The following is a 22,621-nucleotide window of genomic DNA, read 5'->3' as shown; positions in this document are numbered from 1 at the left end:
AATTCCCCGCCTTAGACTACCGAGAACGGGAGTTCGAAGGTAGCGAGCGAAGCTCTGAGGGGCCAGGGGTGGTTGGACCCGGCACAGTATAAGATGACAGAAGTATAAAGTAAAAGCTCAATAGTCCCCTTGAGGGGACTATAGGGGTGTCAAAATCAGAAGAAGCCCCAACAGCTTTTATTCAAAGTTTAACTCCGCAGGTGTAAACACCCCTGCGGTCCCCTCAAGGGGACAGTTTTAATTCTTAAACCGAAAGGAGCAGCTATGTTTAGTTTGTTGCGCAGTATGTGGCTCACATTTCTGCACGCGTTTCATAAGCGGGAGACCATCCTTTACCCGGAAGAGAAGCCTATACTTCCGACGCGGTGGCGGGGCCGCATCGTGCTCACGCGCGACCCGGACTGCGGGGAACGCTGTGTAGCCTGCAACCTTTGCGCCGCCGCCTGCCCCGTGGACTGCATCGCCCTGCAACCCACCGAGGATGAGACCGGTCGCCGTTACCCCGATTTTTTCCGCATCAATTTCTCGCGCTGCATTTTCTGCGGCTATTGCGAGGAGGCCTGCCCCACCTACGCCATCCAGCTCATCCCCGACTTTGAGATGGGCGAGTATAACCGGCAGAACCTGGTGTATGAGAAAAAGGACCTGCTCATCAATGGCCAAGGCAAGTACCATGGCTACAACTATTACAAAGTAGCAGGCATGGCCATCGGCGGAAAAGACAAAGGTGAGGCCGAAAACGAACTGCCTCCTGTAGACATCAAAAGCTTACTCCCCTAGCCTATGGAACTGACATTTTATATCGCCGCAGCCGTTGCCGTGCTTTCCACCATCATGGTGATCACGCGCTATAACATCATCCACGCCCTGCTATACCTGGTCGTATCATTTCTGGCGGTGGCCGTGGTCTTCTTCACCCTCGGTGCTCCCTTTATGGCGGCGCTGGAGGTCATCATTTACGCCGGGGCCATTGTGGTGCTTATCATCTTCGTCATCATGATGCTCAACCTGACGCAGGAGGATGTGCAGCGTGAGAAGGAATGGCTAAACCCTTCGATCTGGGTCGGCCCGGCCATACTTTCGGCGGTGCTGCTGGCGGAACTGGTATACATCGTAGCGGCTGGTACGCCTCCGCAAACAGAAGGGGCTGTGGTTGCTGTGGATGCCAAACTTGTGGGATTGTCGCTCTTCGGGCCCTATATCCTGGGGGTTCAGCTTTGCGGCATCATGCTGACGGCGGGCATTGTGGGTGCCTATCACCTGGGCAGGCAGAAGAAAAAAGTTATTCACCGGTTTCTACAGGAAAGGAGCGCAGCCGCATGAGTGCATCAACCATGGAAGCCGCCCTGCTCCTGGCAGGTGTTCTGTTTATGCTGGGGCTGATCAGTGTGCTGATTCGCCGCAACATCATCTTCATGCTCATCTCGGTGGAGATCATGCTCAACGCCGCCGGGCTTGCCTTTATCGTGGCCGGCTCCCGGTGGGTGCAGCCCGACGGGCAGGTGATGTTCATCTTTATACTGACCATGGCGGCCGCGGAAGTCTCGGTGGGGCTGGCGCTCATCCTGCAGATTTACCATCAACTCAAAACCCTCGACAGCGACGCTGCCAGCTTTATGAAAGGATAAGACTATGGAAAACTACATCTGGCTCATACCGGCCCTGCCCTTTTTAGGCTCGCTGCTACTCATCCTTTTCGGCACCCGCCTGTCGCGCGCAGGCGTGGCTGTACTTGGCGTGGGCAGCGTGGGCGTGTCGGCACTTATCACCATACTTTTAGGCCTGCAGTTTTTGGCTGAAAAACCGGCTTTTTACCACCAGGAAGTATGGCAGTGGTTCAATGTGGCAGGCTTCAGTCCATCCGTCGCTTTTCACCTGGACGCGCTCTCCATCGTCTTCATCTTCGTCATCACGTTTGTCGGGTTCCTGATTCACCTCTACTCCACCGCCTACATGGCCGGGGACACGGATTTCTCCCGCTTCTTTGCCTGCATGAATTTGTTTGTGGGCTCGATGCTGCTGTTGGTCATGGCCGACAACCTGCTGCTTTTATACTTTGGCTGGGAGGGGGTGGGCCTCTGCTCCTACCTGCTCATCGGGTTCTGGTACAAAGAGCCCGCCAACGGTTATGCTGCCCGCAAGGCCTTTATCATTACCCGCGTGGGCGATGTCGCGATGGCCATCGGGCTGTTTATACTTTTCCAGACCTTCGGCACGCTTCATATCCAAACGTTACTTAGTCAGGCGCCGGAAATATGGAGCGTGGGGGCTCAGGCTGCCGTGCTGGTGGGGCTGCTGCTGTTGGGTGGTGCCGTGGGTAAATCGGGCCAATTGCCGCTGCAAACCTGGCTACCCGATGCCATGGCAGGCCCTACGCCGGTTTCGGCGCTCATACATGCTGCCACCATGGTAACGGCCGGGGTATACTTAATTGCCCGTATGTACGTGATTTTCGACTTGGCGCCGGTGGCACAAATGGCCGTGGCGGTGGTCGGTGCAGTGACGCTGCTCCTGGCGGGTTTCTCCGCCCTCACGCAATACGACCTTAAGCGGGTGCTGGCTTACTCCACCATCAGCCAAATCGGCTACATGTTCCTGGCGCTGGGCGTGGGTGCCTGGTCAGCCGGGATTTTCCACTTTATGATTCACGCCTTCTTCAAGGCGCTGCTCTTCCTGTGTGCCGGCGCCATTATACTGGCCCTGCACCACGAGCAGGACATGCGCCAGATGGGTGGCCTTCGCAAAAGTATGCCCGTCGTGTTCTGGACTTTCCTGATTGGCGCGGCCTCGCTGGCAGCTTTACCAATCATTACGGCAGGCTTTTACAGCAAAGACCAGATTTTATGGTATACCTTGGCAGGTCCGCAGGGCAGCATCTGGCTATACCTGGCCGGACTCACAGGCGCGTTTATCACTTCGGTTTATACTTTCCGGATGGTGTTCATGACCTTTTATGGGGAGCCTAAAACGCAGGTGGCGCATCCGCCGGGCAAAATCATCATCATACCTCTGGTTATACTGGCCATACTTTCCTTGGTAGGCGGATTTATAGAGCTGCCGCACAATTTCGTGCACCTGGCCCTGTTCTCCGGGCTGATGGCGCCGGTGCTGCCGGGCATTACGGCTAACGAACTGCTGGCGGCTAACGAGTGGCTGTTCCAGGTGCTGGCGGCGGTTGTTTCGCTGGGCGGGGTGTTTGTTGCCTACCTGTTTTACCAAAAGAGTCCGGCGCTGCTGGCAAGTATAGAACGTTCCTCCTTTGCCATGGCCCTGCACCGCTTCTGGTACTCGGGTTGGGGCTTCGATGCGCTCTACGATAACCTGTTCGTACGGCCTTACGTGTTCCTGGCCAACCTCAACAAGCGCGACATCATCGACAGCTTCTACACCGGCCTGGCCCGCATGGCCGAGGGCTTCCATGTGATGTTCTCGCAAACCCAGAGCGGCGTGCTGCGCAACTACGTGGTTGGCATTGTGTTCGGCGCCATTATGATTCTCACCATAAGCCTGTTGCTATGATACTCCTCTGGATGATTGTTATCCTGATGGCCGGCGGACTGCTGGCGTGGCTCTCCAAGAAGTGGCACCCCGAGCTGCCCCGCTGGATTGCCCTCTTCGCCGTGCTGGCTGACTTTATACTTGCCGTATACTTGTGGCTGAGCTTGCCTGCGGCTACATTAGGTGTCTCGCCCTGGCTGCTGCAGTTGGAGATTCCCTGGATTCCGCAGTGGGGCGTGAACTTTATACTTGCCCTGGACGGACTGAGCCTGCTCATGCTGCTGCTCACCTTCTTTCTGGGCATTCTGAGCGTGCTCGTATCGTGGCGCGAAATCCGGACCAAATCAGGCTTCTTCCACTTTAACCTGCTGTGGGTGCTGGCGGGCATCACGGGCGTTTTCCTGACGATGGATTTGTTCCTGTTCTACTTTTTCTGGGAGGTGATGCTCATCCCGATGTACTTCTTAATTGGGGTCTGGGGCCACGCCAACCGTACCTACGCCGCCTTTAAGTTCTTCCTCTTCACGCAGGCCTCGGGGCTGCTGATGCTGCTGGCCATACTTGGTTTATACTTTATCCACGGCTCCCAAACCGGAATTTATACTTTTAATTACTTCGAACTGCTCGGCACAGCGTTCACTCCGGAGGCGGCCCGCTTGCTGATGTTCGGTTTTCTGGCGGCCTTTCTGGTGAAACTGCCCGTGGTGCCATTCCACTCCTGGCTACCCGATGCGCACTCCGAGGCGCCCACCGCCGGTAGCGTGATTCTGGCCGGGCTGCTGCTCAAAACCGGTGCCTATGGCCTGCTGCGCTTCGTGCTGCCCTTGTTCTCGACAGCGGCAGTAGAGTTTGCCCCTTGGGCGATGCTGCTGGGCGCTGTCGGCATCATCTACGGAGCCATCCTGGCCTACTCCCAAACCGACCTCAAACGCCTGGCGGCCTATACTTCCGTGAGTCACATGGGCTTTGTAATTCTGGGCGTGTTTGCCTTTAACGAGTGGGCGCTGCAGGGCGTGGTAATGCAGATGATTGCCCATGGCCTGAGCACGGGGGCCTTGTTCATCGTCGCGGGATTTTTGTACGAGCGCCTGCACACCCGCGACATGGGACAGATGGGCGGCTTCTGGGCTAAGGCCCCGAAACTGGGCGTATTTGCCATGGTCTTCGTGATGGCCTCGCTGGGCCTGCCGGGCCTGGGCAACTTCATCGCCGAATTCCTGACGCTGGTAGGCTCTTGGCAGGCCAATAACTGGCTCACAGTTGTCGCCACCATCGGCATTGTACTGGCCACAGCCTACTCGCTGCGCATCATGCAGAAAGTCTTCTACGAGCCCGCTCACTCCGACCATCACCTTCCGGATTTGTCAGCCAGAGAATTGCTGATTGCCGTGCCGATGATAGCACTTATACTTTGGCTCGGCCTCTACCCGCAACCGGTATTGGACACTGTCCAGCCAAGTATAAAACAGCAACTGCAGGCCTACCGGGAGGCAGAAGTGAAAGAGAAAGTTGCGGTGGTGGAAGAAGCGACTGTTAAACCAACTGAAAAACAGGTTGAGAGAGGTAAAACAAAAGTCCCCCTTTGAAGGGGGTAGGGGGATGATAAGTTAATAAAAAACCTTGTTGGCGCGGGTTTGTAACGTGTGCCTCACTATAATGTCGGATTTGTAATTCGATTGGGCCGGAGGCCCAAATTATACTTCGACACGAGCGAGGACGCTCGCGCCATAATAAGTGCCAGTGAAAGTATAAGCATTTGCGAATTTCCTAATCTTCAAATCAAATAACGCCATGACCCAAACAGACTTCCTGCACCTGATGCCGCTGCTTATACTTACCCTGGCTGCACTTCTCAACATGCTGGTGGTGGCGGCCTGGCGGAATCACAAAATCATTTATGTCATCACAGCAGTGTCGTTTGTGGCGGCCTTTTTGTCGCTGTTTGAGCTGCGGGGCATTACTGCCCATGCCATAGAGCCGCTGTTCGTTATCGATGGCTTTGGTGTGTTCTACATCGGGTTGATTCTGGCGACGGCGCTGGTCATCAGCATGCTCTCATATGCTTACTTTGAGCAGCGAGAGGAGCAGAAGGAGGAGTATTACATCCTGTTGATACTATCCACTTTAGGAGCCTGTACCTTGGTCATCAGCACCCATTTTGCCTCGCTGTTTTTGGGCCTGGAGGTGCTGAGCGTAGCCTTATACTCACTCATTTCCTACCTGCGCACCCGCGAGCGCTCCGACGAGGCCGGCATCAAGTACCTCATCCTGGCTGCTTTTTCCTCAGCCTTTTTGCTCTTCGGCATGGCCTTGGTCTACTACAGCACCGGCACCATGACCTTTGCCGGCATCGCCACAGCCATGAAGGACTTTCAGGAACTCCCGCTCTTGCTACTCACCGGCTTCGGCATGATGATTATCGGCATTGGTTTTAAGCTGAGCGTGGTGCCGTTCCATATGTGGACGCCCGATGTGTATGAAGGTGCGCCTGCCCCGGTGACGGCCTTTATCGCCACTGTTTCCAAGGGAGGCGTGCTGGGCCTTCTGATTCGCTTTTTTATGGAGGTGGACGGCTTCCGCTACCCTACCCTCATCACCATTTTCTCGATTGTCGCGATTGCTTCCATGATTGCCGGTAACCTGCTGGCACTGCTGCAGACGAACGTGAAACGCATCCTGGCCTACTCTTCTATTTCGCACCTGGGTTACCTGATGGTGGCTTTTCTGGCTGGCGACCGGCTGGGTGTAGAGGCTGTTACTTTTTACCTGGTAGCTTACTTTATCACCACGGTTGGTGCTTTCGGGGTGGTAGCGATGCTATCGGATACCGAGCGGGACGCGGAACTGCTCGAGGATTATCGAGGCCTGCTTTGGCGCCGCCCCTGGACCGCCACTGCCTTTACGGCCATGCTGCTCTCGCTGGCGGGCATTCCGCTTACCGCCGGTTTTGTGGGCAAGTTTTATGTGCTGGCTGCCGGGGTGAACACACAGCTTTGGCTGCTCGTGGCCATGCTCGTGCTTAACAGCGTGGTGGGTTTATACTATTATATTAAGATAGTGGCGGTGATGTTTCAGCAACCCGAGGCGGAGGCGGAGCCACGACCGCGCCTGCGCCCCTCTATTTACCTGGCTAGTGTGGGCACGCTGGCTGTGCTGACGCTGCTGCTCGTGCTGGTGGGCGTATACCCGGCTGCCCTGGTCGAAGTCATTCAGCAGGTATTCGCCTCCGCTCCCGTCATGGCGGGCAGGTAACCACAACATCTGCCCAAAACCTGCAGTAAGTATAAGCAGGAGGTACGTGGGACGATGGGAAAGTATGAGTTGTGGCTAGTGTTTATACTTTTGAGCCTGCCTTTGGCGGGCCTAGGGCAAGGCAGAAGTTGGGAAGTAGCGGTGGCAGGCGGTGCCGCCCACAACTTCCGGACTCCGTTGCACATCGAGCAAAACGACCTGGCAGACCTGGAGGTAGACGCCAAGTATAGAACCGAACCCTTCCACCCGCCGGTGTACTACGATATCCGGGTGAGCACCTGGCAAAACGACAGGGGCTGGGAGTTCAAGTTTACCCATCACAAGCTTATCCTTGACAACCTCCCGCCAGAGGTGCAACGCTTTTCCATTACCGATGGGTACAACCTGCTTACCCTGAACCGCCTCTGGCTGGTGCATGGCCTGGCCCTCTCCGCCGGGGCCGGCATAGTCATCACGCATCCGGAATCCACCATTCGCGGCATCCCCTATCCTGAAAACAGGGGCATCTTCAACAAAGGTTACTATATTTCCGGCCCCCTGGTAGAAGCTGCTGTGGCCAAACGCTACTACTTTGCCGACCGCTGGTTTATACTTGGCGAGGGACGCGTAATGGCCTCCTACGTGGAAGTACCCGTAGCCAACGGCGAAGCCCGCCTCTCCAATGTGGCCCTGCACGGGCTGCTGGGGGTAGGCTTCAAGATTATCCCATAAAAGAACCACTGTCCCTTCCCGGGGAAGTCGTACCTTTGCAACCTCATTGCAAGATTACATGAACACGCACACACGATTTCCTAAAACACGGTTCGAGGTAAAGGGCTGGGAACGGGAAGAACACTTTCATTTTTTCAGGACTTTCGCCAATCCCTTCTTCAATGTCCACACCGAGATAGAAGTCACCAATCTCTACCGCTACTGCAAACAGCACAAGCTGTCGGTTTTCCTAGCTTACATGCATGCTGCCACCGAAGCCGCCCGGAAAACAGAAAATTTCCTGCTGCGCCTGGAGGGAGACGAAGTAGTAAAGTATGAGGCTGTGGATATTTCCACCACCATGCTGACGGATAAAAAAACGGTTGCCTTTGTGCACCTGCCCCACCACCCTGACCTCCATACTTTCTGCCACAACAGCGCAGCGATTGTGGAGGAGGTAAAAAAGAGCAACCGCCTGTTTTACGGTTACAACGGCCCTGACCTGCTGCATGCCACCACACTGCCCTGGTTCAAGTATAATGGCATGGAACACGCCCACATCGGTGATTCAAACGACGCCATCCCCAAACTGGCCTTCGGAAAGCTGGAGATGCAGGGTGAAAAGGCACTGCTGCCGCTGAGCGTGCGGGTACACCACGCCCTGGCCGACGGCTACCATATTCACCTCTTCCTGCAGCACATGGAGGCTGGTATAAAGGCGTTGGGGTGATGGTTGGTTATTTTCGGCCATCTTCTTGAAACAAGGGGGCTTTTATATTACCGGGTCCAACCACCCCTACCCCTCCTTGGCCAAGGAGGGGAGTTCTGTAGTTACCTGGGCTAAGGTAAAAGTTCTATAGCCTCAGTCCTCGCGCGGACAGGTCGTGACCTGTCCCTACAAAGTATAAATCTACCCCTACCCCTCCAAGGAGGGGAATTTATACTTACTTCTCTCTCTTTTATCTCGAGTACTCTTGAGGCGAGAGCCGATAAGAGCCAGCGTAGCTGTAAGAGATCTACCGAGAATTCTCTTCAGATCTCTCCCGAAGGTCGAGATGACAGTAATGGCCATGGCTATCGAATGCTTCCCAGCCTTTGGGTGGAGCGCCTTCTAGATTTCCGGTTTCGCTTCAGCGAAATTGCGACCGCAGGGTAGCAAAGGAAATGTACACCGCGCGATGCCCGAAGGCGAGCCCTCTCGGGCTTGAGAGCACCAAAGCTAGAGATGAAACGATAGCTCATGTAAGGCTGGAAGATAAACGGCAGCTAGAAAGGGTAGCTTGGTTCAAGTGGAAGGAAGCTGCGGCTATGAAAGTATAAATCCACAAGTATAAAAGTATGGTTTTTCAAGCCAGTTGGGCTGCAAATCCGACAAGGCAAGTAGGCACAGGGCAGCGGCTATGAAACTATAAACCTCAAGTATAAAACCTACCTTATCCAGCCCCTTACAAAACACATTAAAAACCAAACACTTAAACACAAAACACAAGTATAGCGTATGCTTAATTTTCAAGGCATTCCTTGATTAAAACAAATCTTTCAACTCAGAAAACAAAATCATGAAAAGCATCAAAACGCTGTTACTTACACTCCTTTTCATCCTCCCACTTCTCTATGCCTGCAGCGAAAGCACTGATGTAGTAGAGTCCGGCACCTATGAAGGCACAGTCGACAAGGCTGTTCCGGACAAGCGGGAGATTTACGTGCAAACAAGCGACAACAAACGCCTCGAGCTATACTTTACCGACAACACTACCCTGACCAGAAACGGTGAAACGGTGACGTTTGATCAGCTAGCCGAAGGGCAGCGCGTGGAAGTGGAGGTGGAAAAAGTAGGCCAGCGCCTCGACCCCATTGCGGTAAGAATCCTGGAGTAACATGCCTGAACCGACATTCTGGCGAACAGAAGTATGGCACCCGCTGACGGTACACTTCCCGGTGGCCCTGCTAACTTTTGCCACCTTAGCCAAGTTAATTGCCACCTTTGCCAAGCCCGCTTCTGCTGATTTCTGGCAGAAGGCGGGCTCTCTTTTGTTATACAGCGGCGCGCTGGCCGCCTGGCTCAGCCTTTATACCGGTAATCTGGCCGATGGAGTGGTGTCGCGCAAACTCTGCGACCCTACCGTGCTGAAGCAGCACGAGAATTACGCCGAGTACCTGACCTATACTTTCACGGCCGCTGCGCTCCTGGATGTAGCCTGGCGCACGGGTCTACTCATGTATAAACCGCGCCTGCTACAGGTCATAATCCTCCTGCTGCTCTTTGTGGGAACCGGCTTTCTGGCCTATGCCGGCCATTTGGGAGCGCGAGTGGTATACCAGCAGGCGGGCGGCGTTTATGTGCCTAGTGCGGATTGTGCTGAGTTTAGATAACCTGCTTTGTATCGGTCTGTGGCTGCATTCCGACGAAAGGCCATGGGAATGATGTAAAAGTTTTTCATAATTGTGTAACCATACTTGCTGCTTCGGACTTACCTTTGCAAGAAGTATAAATCTATACCATGAAGCTTTACCGCCAGGTCATATTGCTAACCCTCACACTGCTGGTGCTCGTCTCCTCGACGGGTTTGGCCGTGGGGCTGCATATTTGCGGCGGTGAGTTGCGCGATATTACCTTCTTCGGGGCCAAAGCTGACTGCCCGATGGAGGAAGAGAAGGACGATGCTCCTGCTTGCCACGCTCCTCAGCCCGGAGCTGACGATGAAACCTGCTGCAACGACCACCAGGTAGTTGTGGAGCGCTTTGATGCCACCTCCAAGCACGAAGTCTTGTCGCTGACTAAGCTGCAGGACATACAGCTGCTGGCTTTCGTGAAAGCGGTTGTCCTCCAATTCTATACTTCCCAAACGGACCTAAAGCCAACCTACGCGCTTTACTCCCCTCCTCCGCTGGCCCGTGACATACCGGTGCTGGTACAGTCCTTCCTGCTATAAACCCTGCTTTTTTCGATTTCTACCTGCCTTTGTAGGCAGGTACGGTTTGTTGCTGCCCTTTAGGCCGCTTCCATTCATGTATTCAATCGAATAAAGCATGTTAAACAGCATTATAAAATTTTTCCTGGAGCAGAAGCTTGTCACTGTGCTGCTGCTGCTCCTGATAGTTGGCTGGGGCATAGTAGTGGCCCCCTTCAACTGGAATGTGAAGTTCCTGCCCAACGATCCCGTTCCAGTAGACGCCATTCCGGACATCGGCGAGAACCAGCAGATCATATTTACCGAGTGGATGGGCCGCTCCCCGCAGGACGTGGAGGATCAGATCACCTATCCCCTTACCACCTCCCTTTTGGGTATGCCGGGTGTTAAAACCATCCGCTCCTCGTCCATGTTCGGCATCTCCAGCATCTACGTCATTTTTGATGAGGATGTGGAATACTACTGGAGCCGATCCCGCATACTGGAAAAGCTCAACTCCCTGCCCACCGGCCTGCTTCCGGCGGATGTAACGCCCAAGCTGGGGCCCGATGCTACTGCGCTGGGGCAGGTGTACTGGTACACGTTGGAAGGCCGCGACGAGAACGGCAAGCCTGCCGGCGGCTGGGACCTGCATGAGCTGCGCACCATACAGGACTACTACGTGCGCTATGCCCTGGCCGGTGCCGAAGGGGTAGCCGAGGTAGCCTCCGTGGGCGGGTATATAAAGGAGTACCAGGTGGATTTGGATCCGGTGGCGATGAAGGCCAACAAAGTATCCATGATGGAGGTGATGAGCGCCCTGCAGAAAAGCAACCTGGATGTGGGAGCCAACACCGTGGAGATAAACCAGGTGGAGTACTTTGTGCGCGGCCTGGGCTATGTGCAGAACCTGGAGGATATTGAAGAGGCGGTGGTACGGGTAAATGCCAACGTCCCAATCCGCATCCGCGACATTGCCCGCGTCAACATTGGCCCGGCCGACCGCTCGATGCTGGGCATACTGGACAAAGGTGGTGCCGAGGCCGTGGGCGGTGTGGTGGTAGCCCGCTACGGCGACAACCCGCTGGCCGTGATAAACAACGTGAAAGAGAAGCTGGACGAGATTGCAGCTGGTCTGCCCTCCAAAAAACTAGAGGACGGGCGCACCTCCAAAGTAACGGTGGTGCCCTTCTACGACCGCACGCAGCTTATCAACGAAACGCTGGGCACGCTGAGCGAGGCGATTATACTTCAGATCCTCATCACCATCATCGTAATTATTGTGATGGTGTACAACCTGCGCGCCTCGCTTCTCATCTCTGCCCTGCTCCCGCTGGCTGTGCTCATGTGCTTTATCATGATGAAGCAGTTCAACGTGGACGCAAACATCGTGGCACTGTCTGGTATTGCCATTGCCATTGGCACCATGGTGGATTTGGGCATTATCCTCAACGAGAACATACTGCGGCACATGGAGGAGGCCCCGCCCGGGCAGTCGCTGCTGAAAACGGTATACAATGCTTCTGCTGAGGTAAGCAGCGCCATTGTTACAGCCGTGGCCACTACCATCGTTAGCTTTTTGCCGGTGTTTACCATGGAGGCCGCCGAAGGAAAACTGTTTGGACCGCTGGCCTACACCAAGACCTTTGCGCTGGTTGCCTCACTGATTTTTACCCTCCTGATCATGCCGGCCTTTGCGCATACTGTTTTCGGGCTCAGGTCCAAGAGCGTAAGCTGGTCTAAAGTATGGAACTGGGCCCTGCTGGCGCTGGGGGTGGCCGTGCTGTTCATACTTCCGCTGGCGGGTGTGGTGCTGACTTTGGTGGCGGCTAACAACCTGCTTACCTATTACCGTCCTGAGCCGTTTGCCAGGTATAACGCGCCGGTAATGGTGGGGATTGCCGTGCTGGCCGTGTCCTGGCTGCTGGCCTCGCAATGGATGCCGCTGGGGGCCTCTGTCAGCCTGCTGGTTAACTTCCTTTTCATCCTGCTTATACTTGCCCTGGTGCTGGGCGCTTTCGCTTTGTTTATCAAAGCCTACCCGCGCATTTTGATGTGGTGCCTGGCTAACAAAGGCAAGTTTATGGCCATTCCGGCCACTATCATGCTGCTGGGCTTCCTGATCTGGGTTGGCTTTAACAGCGTGTTCGGTTGGGTGGCAAATGGCCTAGATAAAACCGGCTATAACATCCGCACGACCTCCGTCTGGAGCGGGCTGGTGCATACCTTCCCCGGCATGGGCGAAGAGTTTATGCCGTCTTTGGACGAAGGGGCTTTCCTGCTGATGCCAACCTCTATGCCGCACTCCGGCGTGGAAGCCAACCGGCGCATTGTGCAGCAACTCGATATGCTGATCACGGCTATTCCGGAAGTGGAAATGGTGGTGGGCAAAGCAGGCCGTGCCGAAACTGCCCTGGACCCGGCTCCTATGTCGATGTACGAGAACGTGATACAGTACAAATCAGAGTATAAAACCGATGCCAGCGGGCACAGACTGCGCTTTAAGGTAGATGATAACGGTGCGTTCGTGCGGGACGGGGCAGGTGAGCTCATCGAGGATAAAAACGGCGAATATTACCGCCAGTGGCGCGACCACATCAAAAGTCCGGATGATATCTGGGACGAGATCGTGAAGGCGGCTAACATCCCCGGCGTAACCTCTGCCCCGAAGCTACAACCCATCGAGACGCGCCTGGTAATGCTGCAGACGGGTATGCGGGCGCCCATGGGCATCAAAGTGTTTGGCCCTGACCTGAAAACGATAGAAGACTTTAGCCTGCAGCTGGAGCGTGTGCTGAAAGAGGTGCCCTCCGTGAAACCGGAAGCCGTTTTCGCCGACCGCTCGCTGGGCAAGCCATACATGGAAATCGAGCTCAACCGCAAAGCCATGGCCCGCTACGGACTGAACGTGGCCGATGTGCAGGAGTATATCGAAGTGGCCATGGGCGGTATGGCTCTCACCACCACCGTGGAAGGCCGCGAGCGCTATTCCATCCGCGCCCGTTACGCCCGCGAGTATCGGAACGATCCTGAGTCTGTTGATCGCGTTCTGATCGCGACGGCTGGCGGGGCGCAGGTGCCGTTGGGCGAAATTGCCGAGGTTGTGTACCGGCCAGGCCCGATGATGATCCGCGGCGAGAACTCCTTCCTGACCGGCTATGTGCTCTTCGACAAGCAGGATGGCTTTGCCGAGGTATCGGTGGTGGAGGACGCGCAGCGTTACCTGGATCAAAAAATAGAATCCGGCGAGCTGGTGGTGCCGGCAGGCGTGAGCTACAAGTTCTCGGGCAACTATGAAAACCAGGTACGCGCCGAGGAGCGCCTGGGCATCATTATTCCGCTGAGCTTGCTCATTATCTTCCTCATTCTATACTTCCAGTTTCGCTCGGTGTCCACCACGCTGTTCATCTTCACCTCCATCGCGATGGCTTTCTCCGGGGGCTTTATGATGCTGTGGCTCTACGGGCAGGATTGGTTCCTCAACTTCTCCTTCGGCGACACGAACATGCGCGAGCTGTTCCAGATGCGCACCTTCAACCTGAGTGTGGCCGTGTGGGTAGGCTTTATTGCCCTCTTCGGCATTGCCACCGACGATGGCGTGGTGATGGGCACTTACCTGAAGCAAAGTTTCGATGCGGCTAAGCCCGAGACACGAAACGGGGTGCGCAGGGCCGTGCTGAAAGCCGGCATACGCCGTGTGAGACCGTGCCTGATGACTACCGCCACTACCCTGCTGGCCCTGTTGCCCGTGCTTACCTCCACCGGACGCGGCTCGGACATCATGGTGCCCATGGCCATCCCAACATTCGGGGGAATGACGGTGGCGCTGATCACCCTGTTCATCGTGCCGGTGCTTTACAGCTGGCGCGAGGAAGCCAAGGTTAAAAAACTAGCCAAAAAAGCCGTATGAAAAAGATCATCCTACATATTATACTTTTACTGCTGGCTGTTCCGGCCCTGCAGGCGCAGACCCTGGAGGAGTACCTGGTAATGGCTGGCGAAAACAACCCGCAGCTGAAGGCAACCTACGCCGAGTACCAGGCAGCGTTGCAAAAGGTGCCTCAGGCGGGCGCCCTCCCCGACCCGGAAGCTACTTTCAGCTTCTTCCTGCAGCCCATGGATCGCTACATGGGCAGGGAGGTGGGCAGTGCTTCCATCATGCAGATGTTCCCTTGGTTTGGCTCGCTGGATGCCGCCAAAACAGAGGCGAATTACATGGCGCAGATGAAGTTTACTTCTTTTATCGAAGCCAAAATCAACCTCTACCACACCGTCCGCACCACCTGGCTTTCGCTCTACCAGCTAGACGAGGAAGTAAAGCTGCTGGAGCGGGAACTGGAGATTCTTAAATCGCTGGAGCGGGTGGCCCTGGCAAAGTATAAATCGGGGCCTGCTGTCAGTGCCCCGGCCGCCCCGCGCCAGAGCTCGGGCGCTGCCCCTACCCAAAGTACGGCCGGCAGCACTTCTCAGGGCATGGCCGGTATGGGCGGAGGCTCCACCAGTGGCACCTCAACGGCTTCTTCCGGCAGCGGAAGTATGGGCGGCATGACAGGTGGAAGTATGGCCTCTTCGGGCAGCTCGATGGTGGATGTTATCCTTATCCGGGTGCAGGTAAAGGACATGGAGAACCGCCTCCAGTTGCTCCGCGACTCGAGAAAACCTAAGGTGGCTGCCTTTAACAGCATGCTCAACCGCGACCTGAACCTGGAAGTGCAGGTGGCCGATACCTTGGCGCCGGTTGCTTTGCCAGCATCCCTGTCCCTCATCCAGGACTCTATCCGCCAGAACCACCCCATGCTGAAAATGTATGAGTGGGACGAGAAAGCCCGCGAGGCCCAGCTGCGCATGGCCAAGCTGATGGGCAGGCCCATGATTGGCGTGGGATTGGAGTACATGGTGTTCAAACCGCGTCCCGACGAGATGTCGCAGATGGCCATGGGAGGCGAGAACATGGTGATGCCGATGGTGAGCATTTCCCTGCCGATCTACCGCAAAAAGTATAAAGCGGCGCAGAAGGAGGCGCAGTATGCCCAGGAGGCCGCGGTGCAGAACCGCGAAGCCACCGAGAACATGCTGTTTGCCGAACTGAGCGGACTGCTGTACGATTACCAGCGAACGAGCAGTACCCTGCAGTTGTTAGAAGATCAGATTGCACTTAACGAGCAGGCCATCCGGCTCCTGACCACCAATTACAGCGTGGCGGGCGCGGGCATAGAAGAGATTCTGAGGCAACGGCAGGCCATCCTTACCCTGCGGCAGCAGCAGCTGCAGGCCATAACCGAGCAGCATGTGACCGTTTCGGCCATTAACCGCATGATGAACAGCGATATTTAAGCCTGTCCGCAGCAGGCGATAAAACATATATTCCATCCAAGACGATGAAACCAAGAAATAAACAAATCACGACCTATATACTGGTAGCGCTGGCCGGCTTGCTCCTGGGCTGGCTTATATTCGGGGGCAGAGGGGCCGAACAAGGCCACGACCACGCAGCGGAAACGGCAGGCGTAACCGAGTACACCTGCTCCATGCACCCACAGATCCGGCAGAACGAACCAGGCAAGTGCCCCCTTTGCGGCATGGACCTGACGCCGGTAGCAGCCACGGGCGGCGGTGGCGAGGCAAGCCCTTATGTGCTGGAGATGACGCCGGAGGCCATCGCGCTGGCTAACATCCAGACAACGCCGGTGCATCAGGTGAACCCTGAAAATGAGCTGCTGCTGTCGGGCACGGTGCAGCTGAACGAGCAAAAAGTCTCCTCCATCACTGCCAAGTTCCCGGGCCGTATCGAGCGGCTTTATGTCAACTTCACCGGGCAGGAAGTACGCAAGGGCGAGCGACTGGCCTCGGTATATTCCCCGGAACTCATCACAGCGCAGCGTGAGCTGCAGGAGGCAGCCAAGTCCAAAGACCTGATGCCGGAACTCTATGAAGCCGCCAAAACCAAGCTAAGGCTGTGGAATATCTCCGCCAAGCAGATAGCGCGCATCGAGCAGGCCAATGACATCCTGACCAGCTTCGACATTTATTCTGATGCGGCCGGGGTGGTTACTGAACGCCAGGTGGCCGTAGGCGACTACGTCAGCACCGGTTCGGTGCTCTTCCAGGTGGCCAATCTCTCCTCCGTTTGGGTCGTGCTGGATGCCTATGAGAGCGATCTTTCCTGGGTAAAGCAAGGCGCAAGCATTAACTTTACTGTGCCGGGCATACCGGGCAAGGATTTCACTGCCAAGGTTGCCTTTGTGACGCCAGTGCTTGATGCCAGCACCCGTGCCGTGCAGGTAAGGGCCGAGGTAGTGAATCCGGGCAATCAGCTCAAGCCGGGGATGTTTGCCAATGCACGCATCAAAACCTCCACCCGCACGGCCGCTAAAGAGAACGCGCTGGCCATACAGCGGACCGCTGTACTCTGGACAGGCAAGCGCTCGGTGGTATATGTGAAGGTGGATGACCGTGAGGCGCCGGCCTTTGAGATGCGGGAGGTAACGCTTGGGCCGCGCCTGGGCGATATGTATCTGATTGAAGCCGGGCTGAGCGAAGGCGAGCAGGTGGTGACTAACGGCGTGTTTGCCGTGGACGGAGCCGCCCAGCTGAGCGGGAACTATAGCATGATGGCGGGTCCGGCCAACAAGATGCTGGAGGCACCAGAAGAGTTCCAGTCTCAGCTGACCGCCCTGGTAGATAGTTATTATACGCTGAAGAACGCCCTCGTGGCTTCTGATGCTGACGCTGCCCGTCAGGCTGCCGGCAAGTTCAGGCAGGCACTGAACAAAACCGATATGCGCCTGTTGGATGGCAGTAGCCATGCCAAATGGATGCAGCTGCAGCCGGTGCTGGCCTCCAACGCCGATGCTATTCAGAAAAGTACGGTTATCGACAAGCAACGGGAGGCTTTCTCGCCGCTCTCCAACCACCTGATTGAGGCAGTGGAGACCTTCGGCACCAACAAGGAGGTGCTCTATAAGCAGAAATGCCCGATGGCGCTGGGCGACCAGGGCGGTTACTGGCTGAGCGAGCTGAAAGACATCCGCAACCCATACTTTGGCGACGCCATGCTGGCCTGCGGCGAGACAGAACATACCTACCGCCAGGGAACCGGCGCATCGGCAGGAGAAAAAGCCTCTGCCCCGGCAAAAGGACATGTACATTAAACCTATTACGCATGAAAGAGTGTTGCAGAACCGGAGACGAACAACCTGACACCCGTAAGAAGCCGTGGCTGAAGTGGCTTCTCTACCTGGCTATCGCGCTGGCGCTGGGCTTCGTCCTTTTCGAACAGATCACTACTACTTAACATATACCATGAGAAAGAACTTTTTTTATATGGCAGCCCTGGCTGCAGTCACGCTAGCCTCCTGCACGTCAGAGCAAAAATCAGATACCCAGGCCCAGGCTGCAGCCGCAAGCGAAGTGCCTGCTAACCACCAGGCCCACATGGCCAGCATGCAGCCACAGCAGCCAGCCTCCCCTGCCGACCTGATGACGGCAGATGGTTTACCAAAGGATTTGGTGTGTATGGTGAACAACGCCTTTATGGGCAATGAACAATTCCCGGTGCCGTTCGAGGGTAAGATGTACTACGGCTGCTGCGAGATGTGCGTGAACACCATCAAGAACCAGCGCGAAGTACGTTTTGCCACAGACCCCGTAACAGGCGAGGAAGTAGATAAATCAGCGGCCTTTATTGCCTTGAAGCCGGGCGGTACCCGCGGCGAGGTGCTATACTTTGCCTCAGAGGATACTTACAAAAAGTATAAGCAGTAACAAACTGCTTCCTGCTTTTAAGGAAATCATTGTTAACTTTATACTTTCGTAACCATCAAAGAACGAATCATGAAGAAAACCCTTGTAGCCGCTACGCTGGCAGCTTTCTTTTTCACCTCCTGCTCCAACCAAAACCAGGACGACGCAACTGCAGCCCACGGACAGGAGCATCATGAAGGCATGCACCACGGCGACACTACCAGCGCAGACGCTGCCGGCCAGACGGTGGTAGAAACACCTGACTATACTTCTGTGGCCGAACCTTTTAAAACGAAGGTATCACAGCTGGTGGATGAGTACCTGAAACTGACGGATGCTCTGGTAGCCTCTGATGCCGAGGCAGCCAAAGCCGCGGCTAACCAGGTATTATCGGTAGCCAAGGCGATGCCAGTGGCCGCTATCGCGGAGCCGGAGGCAAAAACCTACGCTGAGGAGAAAACGCAGGAAGTGGTGAGCAGTGCTACCAGCATCACTGGCGCAGCCACGATCGATGCCCAGCGCGAAAACCTGGAGCAGCTGTCTGAGGCGGTGTTTGCCATGGCCAAAGCGTTTGACGCCAACCACCAGACCCTGTACTACCAGCACTGCCCAATGGCCCTGAACGACAAAGGCGGCTATTGGCTAAGCTCCAACAAGGAAATCCGCAACCCATACTTCGGCGACAAAATGCTGAAGTGCGGCAGCACCGAAGAAGTGTTGGACTAAGTATAAAGTATAAATCAAATGAAAGCAGAGGGCTCGTTCGGGCTCTCTGCTTTTTTGTTTGCTGATTTCTGAAAGTTGCGCATTTAGCTAGTTCGCTTACTCTTCTTTGTAAGCCCTACTTTATGACTATACTTTATACTTGTCTGAATCAGGATTTACAGGATGATTGGATGAACAGGATTTTATATTTGACTATACTTTATACTTTGTTAATGTAGGATTTTATACTTCGGCTATACTTTCCCACCGCTGGCGCGAGTTTGCAACTTGTGCCTACTATAGTGTTGGGTTTGCAACCCAACTGGCTTGAAAAGCCATACTTATACTTTGGTAATACTTCCCTGAGCCACCGCTTCCTGCAACTAGACACAAGCCATCCTTACTAGCTGCCGTTCATCCTCTAGTTCCCACAAGCGGCTCGTTTCATCTCATACTTTCTGCCCTCCCAGGCCGGGAGGCCTCGCCTTCGGGCATCGCGCGGTGTGTCTGAAGCTGCTCCTCGGTCGCAATGCCGCTAAGCGGCACCAGAAATCTACAAGGCGCTCAACCCGAAGGCTGGGAAACATTCGATAGCCGCTGCCCCTGCTGTCATCTCGACCTTTGGGAGAGATCTATACAGAATTCCAGATAGATCTCTCGCCCTGCTCGAGATGACAAAGAGAGAAATAAGTATAATTCCCCTCTTGGGAGGGGCTAGGGGTGAGTTATACTTTGACTATGAAACTTATGCTTTAGCTAAAGTAATGACAGACTCCCCGCCTTAGACAAGGAGGGGCAAGGGGTGGTTGGATCCGGCACTGCAGTCCCCCTTCCATCCTGATTAAGAGCGGATTGAGCAGGAGCAAACTGGCAAAGTAGTTATACATCCGGCCTAACTAATTATACTTTCCCGATAAAAAAGTTCTCCCCCTGAGGCAACCATTCTACTTTTGACCGCATCTTTCTTCTCAAAATCCCTCGCGAGGAAATTACTAGCACAAGTTCAGCCGCCCTGCCCGGGTCCGGCCGGTGTTAGAAGACAAAAATCACGTGTTCGTCTAAAAGTATATTTTAAAACTAAACAGTACCTTGTTATACAAAGTACTATAGTATAAGTTTGCATCACGTTCCAATTACCAACACTACACAAAATAAAACCATGAAAAGATTTTACGTTTACCTCGCTTTCCTCTTCTTCCTCTGTAGCAGCCATACTTTCGCACAGTCTGCGGGCATGCTCACGGGCACTGTGCTTGACGACAAGGAGCAGCCTGTTGGCTTTGTGAATGTGGCTGTGCTGGAGGCTGCCAGTGCCAAAGTGGTTACCGGCGCCATCGCCGACATGGACGGTAACTTCCAGATCATGACGCCTGCCAAAGGCACGTACCTGCTCAAACTCAGCGGCCTTGGCTATGTGGAGCTGCAGACGCCAACCTTTGAGGTGACAGGCCCTGGTTTTTCGAAGGATTTCGGGAAGCTGCAGGTAAAGCCCGATGTGAAAACCCTAAAGGAAGTACAGGTGCAGGCCATGCGTCCCACGGTTACCACGGAGCCGGATAAGATGGTGGTGAGCGTGGAGGGAACCGCCCTGGCCAGCGGGAGCACGGCCTACGAGGTACTTTCCAAATCGCCGGGCGTGTGGATTGACCAGGATGGCAACATCCAGCTCAACGGCAAGGCTGGTGTGCAGATCATGATCAACGGCAAGCGCAGCTACCTGTCTGGCAAAGAGCTGCAGACGCTGCTGCAGGGCATGACCGCCGAGAACATCAAGGACCTGGAGATCATCACCAACCCTTCGGCAAAGTATGAGGCAGAGGGAGCCTCCGGTGTCATCAACATCAACCTGAAAAAAGCTGTGGCAATGGGCATGAGCGGCAGCGTGTACGCCGGTTACCAGTACAACAACCTGAGCACTTATACTTCCGGCGCCGAGCTTAGCCACAAAAGCGGCAAATGGAACTCCTTCGGCAGCCTGGATCTGGCCAACCGCCAGCGTTACCGCGACATGGAGATGCGCCGCATCTTCCTCAACAAAGACGGTAGCACCAGCAACTTCGACCAGACCGGACGCGAGGAGAACGAGCGCTTTGAGCCTTCGCTGCGCATCGGCACCGACTACGACATCAACGACAGGCACAGCATCGGGGTAATGGCCAACATCATCGGCAGCAACAGCGACAACAGGTTCCTGACCGACTCTTACCTGAACGATGTGAACACGGGCGAAAATCTGTTTATCGATGCTACTAACAAAGCGGATGGAGAGTACAGAAACGGTACTTTTAACCTGCACTACCTGGGCAAACTCGATACCGTGGGCACTACCCTCTCCGCCGACCTGGACTATGTGCACATCACCAGCGACGACAATTTTAAGTTCATCAACCGCACAGAGTTCCTCAACAGCAACACGCCAACAGAGCAGGAGCTTCTGCTGAGCGAAAACCCAACCGGCTACGACATCTACTCTGCCAAGGTAGACTTTACAAAACCGCTGAACAAAAAAACGAAGCTGGAGCTGGGTGCCAAGGCCAGCCACGTGAAATCGGATAACGAGCTGCGCTTCTATGAGACCACCGACGGCAGAAAAACGCTGGACCCGAATCGGAGCAACCACTTCGTGTACAAGGAAAACATCCTGGCCGCCTACGCTAACCTGAACGCTACCTTGGGCGAGAAATGGACCCTGCAGGCGGGCCTGCGTGCGGAGCAAACCTATGCTAAAGGCGAGTCGCTTGACAAGGCAGAGGGAAAGATTGACCGCGACTACCTGGACCTGTTTCCGAGCGTGTTTCTGCAGCAAAAGCTGAGCGACAACTACCAGATTGGTTACAAGTATAGCCGCCGCATTAACAGACCGCATTACCAGGCGCTCAACCCGTTCATCTTCTACCTAGACCCTTATACCTGGGCGCAAGGCAACCCGCAGCTGAAGCCGCAGTACACCAACTCCTTCGAGATGACGCACACCCTGAAGCAGACCTACAACCTGATCCTGGGTTATGCCGAGACCAAGAATTTCATCGCCGAGATTCCGAACCAGAACCCGGAGGATAACACCACGGTGTTTCAGCAGCAGAACGTACGCGACATGAAGAGTGCCCGAGCTACGCTGGTAGCCCCTATCAAGGTATCCAACAACTGGGATATCAGCAACAACGTGATTGTGATGTACCAGGAGTTCACTAACTTCAACAACGGTAAAATGGTGGTGAACGACCAGGTGACGGCCATCGCACAGACCACCAACAACATCCTGCTTCCTAAAAACATCCGCCTGGAGCTGGGTGGCAACTATCAGGGAGCCGCGGTATACGGCCTTTATAGAGTGGAGCCGCAGTGGTGGGTGGATGTCGGCCTGAAACGCAGCTTCCTCGACGACCGCCTGACCCTGAGCATGAACGTGACCGACATCTTCAAGAGCCGCATGATGAAGGTAGACACCGAGCTGAACGGCAACGTGAACGCCATCGACCAATACTGGGGCAACCGTTCCTTCCGAATTAACCTGCGCTACCGCTTCAGCAAAGGCTCCGAGTTTGAGTCGAAGAAGCGCAACGTGAACCTGGAAGAACTCAACCGAACTGGGGGTAATTAACACCTGTTTTGTGTAATGTTGAAAGGCCTGCAGCACTTGCTGCAGGCCTTTTGCATGTGGGTGCTCGGCAGGTTATACTTTAAGCTAATTGTTATGAAGTATAATGCCAGATTCAAATGAGAGTTTTGCGACACCGGGTCCAACCACCCCTACCCCTCCTTGGCTAAGGAGGGGAGCCTGTCATTACTTTGGCTGAAGCATGAGCTTCGTTGTTGTTATCCTCACAAAGTATAAACCCACC

General features: G+C 55.0%; 18 protein-coding genes. All 18 read left to right on the top strand.

Annotated features, from left to right (window positions below):
* Positions 1-264 precede the first annotated feature (264 nt).
* A complete protein-coding gene (gene nuoI, locus BM040_RS15680) occupies positions 265-780 on the top strand; it encodes an NADH-quinone oxidoreductase subunit NuoI (protein WP_092103495.1) in 516 nt (171 codons plus the stop codon).
* A 3-nt stretch (positions 781-783) separates the two neighbouring features.
* Positions 784-1,323, top strand: a complete 540-nt coding sequence (gene nuoJ / locus BM040_RS15675) for an NADH-quinone oxidoreductase subunit J (RefSeq protein ID WP_092103494.1) — start codon at positions 784-786, stop codon at positions 1,321-1,323.
* On the top strand, positions 1,320-1,628 hold the full coding sequence (nuoK, locus tag BM040_RS15670) for an NADH-quinone oxidoreductase subunit NuoK (RefSeq protein WP_170114025.1): 309 nt from the start codon (positions 1,320-1,322) through the stop codon (positions 1,626-1,628). Before nuoJ ends, nuoK begins: the two co-directional genes overlap by 4 nt.
* 4 nt (positions 1,629-1,632) lie before the next feature.
* Complete coding sequence (nuoL, locus tag BM040_RS15665) at positions 1,633-3,519, top strand: NADH-quinone oxidoreductase subunit L (protein WP_092103492.1); 1,887 nt, start codon at positions 1,633-1,635, stop codon at positions 3,517-3,519.
* Entirely contained in the window at positions 3,516-5,084 is a 1,569-nt protein-coding gene (gene nuoM / locus BM040_RS15660) for an NADH-quinone oxidoreductase subunit M (RefSeq protein WP_092103490.1), read from the top strand. The genes nuoL and nuoM overlap by 4 nt, the downstream gene beginning before the upstream one ends.
* Positions 5,085-5,289: 205 nt before the next feature.
* The gene (locus BM040_RS15655) at positions 5,290-6,750 is read left to right on the top strand and encodes an NADH-quinone oxidoreductase subunit N (RefSeq protein ID WP_092103488.1); all 1,461 of its coding nucleotides are present in this window, start codon (positions 5,290-5,292) and stop codon (positions 6,748-6,750) included.
* Between the two features lie 90 nt (positions 6,751-6,840).
* On the top strand, positions 6,841-7,461 hold the full coding sequence (locus BM040_RS15650; protein ID WP_139217824.1) for a hypothetical protein: 621 nt from the start codon (positions 6,841-6,843) through the stop codon (positions 7,459-7,461).
* Between the two features lie 58 nt (positions 7,462-7,519).
* Positions 7,520-8,170 carry a CatA-like O-acetyltransferase gene (locus tag BM040_RS15645; protein ID WP_092103482.1) on the top strand — a complete coding sequence of 217 codons (651 nt, stop codon included), beginning with the start codon at positions 7,520-7,522 and terminating at the stop codon, positions 8,168-8,170.
* An 829-nt stretch (positions 8,171-8,999) separates the two neighbouring features.
* Positions 9,000-9,317 carry a hypothetical protein gene (locus BM040_RS15640; RefSeq protein ID WP_092103480.1) on the top strand — a complete coding sequence of 106 codons (318 nt, stop codon included), beginning with the start codon at positions 9,000-9,002 and terminating at the stop codon, positions 9,315-9,317.
* A gap of 1 nt (position 9,318) precedes the next feature.
* Positions 9,319-9,813: a DUF2231 domain-containing protein gene (locus tag BM040_RS15635; protein ID WP_092103477.1), complete on the top strand. Its 495-nt coding sequence runs from the start codon at positions 9,319-9,321 to the stop codon at positions 9,811-9,813.
* A gap of 128 nt (positions 9,814-9,941) precedes the next feature.
* Positions 9,942-10,373, top strand: coding sequence for an HYC_CC_PP family protein (locus BM040_RS15630; protein ID WP_092103475.1), 432 nt, complete (start codon positions 9,942-9,944; stop codon positions 10,371-10,373).
* 97 nt (positions 10,374-10,470) lie between these two features.
* Positions 10,471-14,241, top strand: coding sequence for an efflux RND transporter permease subunit (locus BM040_RS15625; RefSeq protein WP_092103473.1), 3,771 nt, complete (start codon positions 10,471-10,473; stop codon positions 14,239-14,241).
* The gene (locus tag BM040_RS15620; RefSeq protein ID WP_092103470.1) at positions 14,238-15,665 is read left to right on the top strand and encodes a TolC family protein; all 1,428 of its coding nucleotides are present in this window, start codon (positions 14,238-14,240) and stop codon (positions 15,663-15,665) included. Before BM040_RS15625 ends, BM040_RS15620 begins: the two co-directional genes overlap by 4 nt.
* A 44-nt stretch (positions 15,666-15,709) precedes the next feature.
* Positions 15,710-17,482 carry an efflux RND transporter periplasmic adaptor subunit gene (locus BM040_RS15615; RefSeq protein WP_092103468.1) on the top strand — a complete coding sequence of 591 codons (1,773 nt, stop codon included), beginning with the start codon at positions 15,710-15,712 and terminating at the stop codon, positions 17,480-17,482.
* Positions 17,483-17,493: 11 nt separating this feature from the next.
* Positions 17,494-17,625 (top strand): hypothetical protein, encoded by a 132-nt coding sequence (locus BM040_RS22105; RefSeq protein ID WP_262502463.1) that lies wholly within the window; start codon positions 17,494-17,496, stop codon positions 17,623-17,625.
* Positions 17,626-17,633: 8 nt separating this feature from the next.
* On the top strand, positions 17,634-18,095 hold the full coding sequence (locus BM040_RS15610) for a hypothetical protein (protein WP_092103465.1): 462 nt from the start codon (positions 17,634-17,636) through the stop codon (positions 18,093-18,095).
* A 69-nt stretch (positions 18,096-18,164) separates the two neighbouring features.
* On the top strand, positions 18,165-18,800 hold the full coding sequence (locus BM040_RS15605) for a DUF3347 domain-containing protein (protein WP_245756249.1): 636 nt from the start codon (positions 18,165-18,167) through the stop codon (positions 18,798-18,800).
* 1,138 nt (positions 18,801-19,938) lie between these two features.
* Positions 19,939-22,380: a TonB-dependent receptor gene (locus BM040_RS15600; RefSeq protein WP_092103809.1), complete on the top strand. Its 2,442-nt coding sequence runs from the start codon at positions 19,939-19,941 to the stop codon at positions 22,378-22,380.
* Positions 22,381-22,621 lie beyond the last annotated feature (241 nt).

Origin of the sequence: Pontibacter chinhatensis (assembly GCF_900113285.1) — a bacterium.
In the GTDB taxonomy this organism is placed as follows: domain Bacteria; phylum Bacteroidota; class Bacteroidia; order Cytophagales; family Hymenobacteraceae; genus Pontibacter; species Pontibacter chinhatensis.
The sequence above is the reverse complement of the archived record's forward strand: the minus strand, read 5'-3'. Positions and strand labels throughout refer to the sequence as shown.

Excerpts from the sequence above, each read along its gene's own strand:
- BM040_RS15655 (WP_092103488.1), top strand. The coding sequence starts at position 5,290 with ATGACCCAAACAGACTTCCTGCACCTGATGCCGCTGCTTATACTTACC.
- BM040_RS15645 (WP_092103482.1), top strand. The coding sequence starts at position 7,520 with ATGAACACGCACACACGATTTCCTAAAACACGGTTCGAGGTAAAGGGC.
- BM040_RS15610 (WP_092103465.1), top strand. The coding sequence starts at position 17,634 with ATGAGAAAGAACTTTTTTTATATGGCAGCCCTGGCTGCAGTCACGCTA.
- nuoK (WP_170114025.1), top strand. The coding sequence starts at position 1,320 with ATGAGTGCATCAACCATGGAAGCCGCCCTGCTCCTGGCAGGTGTTCTG.
- BM040_RS15620 (WP_092103470.1), top strand. The coding sequence starts at position 14,238 with ATGAAAAAGATCATCCTACATATTATACTTTTACTGCTGGCTGTTCCG.
- BM040_RS15625 (WP_092103473.1), top strand. The coding sequence starts at position 10,471 with ATGTTAAACAGCATTATAAAATTTTTCCTGGAGCAGAAGCTTGTCACT.
- BM040_RS15640 (WP_092103480.1), top strand. The coding sequence starts at position 9,000 with ATGAAAAGCATCAAAACGCTGTTACTTACACTCCTTTTCATCCTCCCA.
- nuoI (WP_092103495.1), top strand. The coding sequence starts at position 265 with ATGTTTAGTTTGTTGCGCAGTATGTGGCTCACATTTCTGCACGCGTTT.
- BM040_RS22105 (WP_262502463.1), top strand. The coding sequence starts at position 17,494 with ATGAAAGAGTGTTGCAGAACCGGAGACGAACAACCTGACACCCGTAAG.
- BM040_RS15630 (WP_092103475.1), top strand. The coding sequence starts at position 9,942 with ATGAAGCTTTACCGCCAGGTCATATTGCTAACCCTCACACTGCTGGTG.
- nuoM (WP_092103490.1), top strand. The coding sequence starts at position 3,516 with ATGATACTCCTCTGGATGATTGTTATCCTGATGGCCGGCGGACTGCTG.
- BM040_RS15600 (WP_092103809.1), top strand. The coding sequence starts at position 19,939 with ATGAAAAGATTTTACGTTTACCTCGCTTTCCTCTTCTTCCTCTGTAGC.
- BM040_RS15615 (WP_092103468.1), top strand. The coding sequence starts at position 15,710 with ATGAAACCAAGAAATAAACAAATCACGACCTATATACTGGTAGCGCTG.
- BM040_RS15605 (WP_245756249.1), top strand. The coding sequence starts at position 18,165 with ATGAAGAAAACCCTTGTAGCCGCTACGCTGGCAGCTTTCTTTTTCACC.
- nuoL (WP_092103492.1), top strand. The coding sequence starts at position 1,633 with ATGGAAAACTACATCTGGCTCATACCGGCCCTGCCCTTTTTAGGCTCG.
- nuoJ (WP_092103494.1), top strand. The coding sequence starts at position 784 with ATGGAACTGACATTTTATATCGCCGCAGCCGTTGCCGTGCTTTCCACC.
- BM040_RS15635 (WP_092103477.1), top strand. The coding sequence starts at position 9,319 with ATGCCTGAACCGACATTCTGGCGAACAGAAGTATGGCACCCGCTGACG.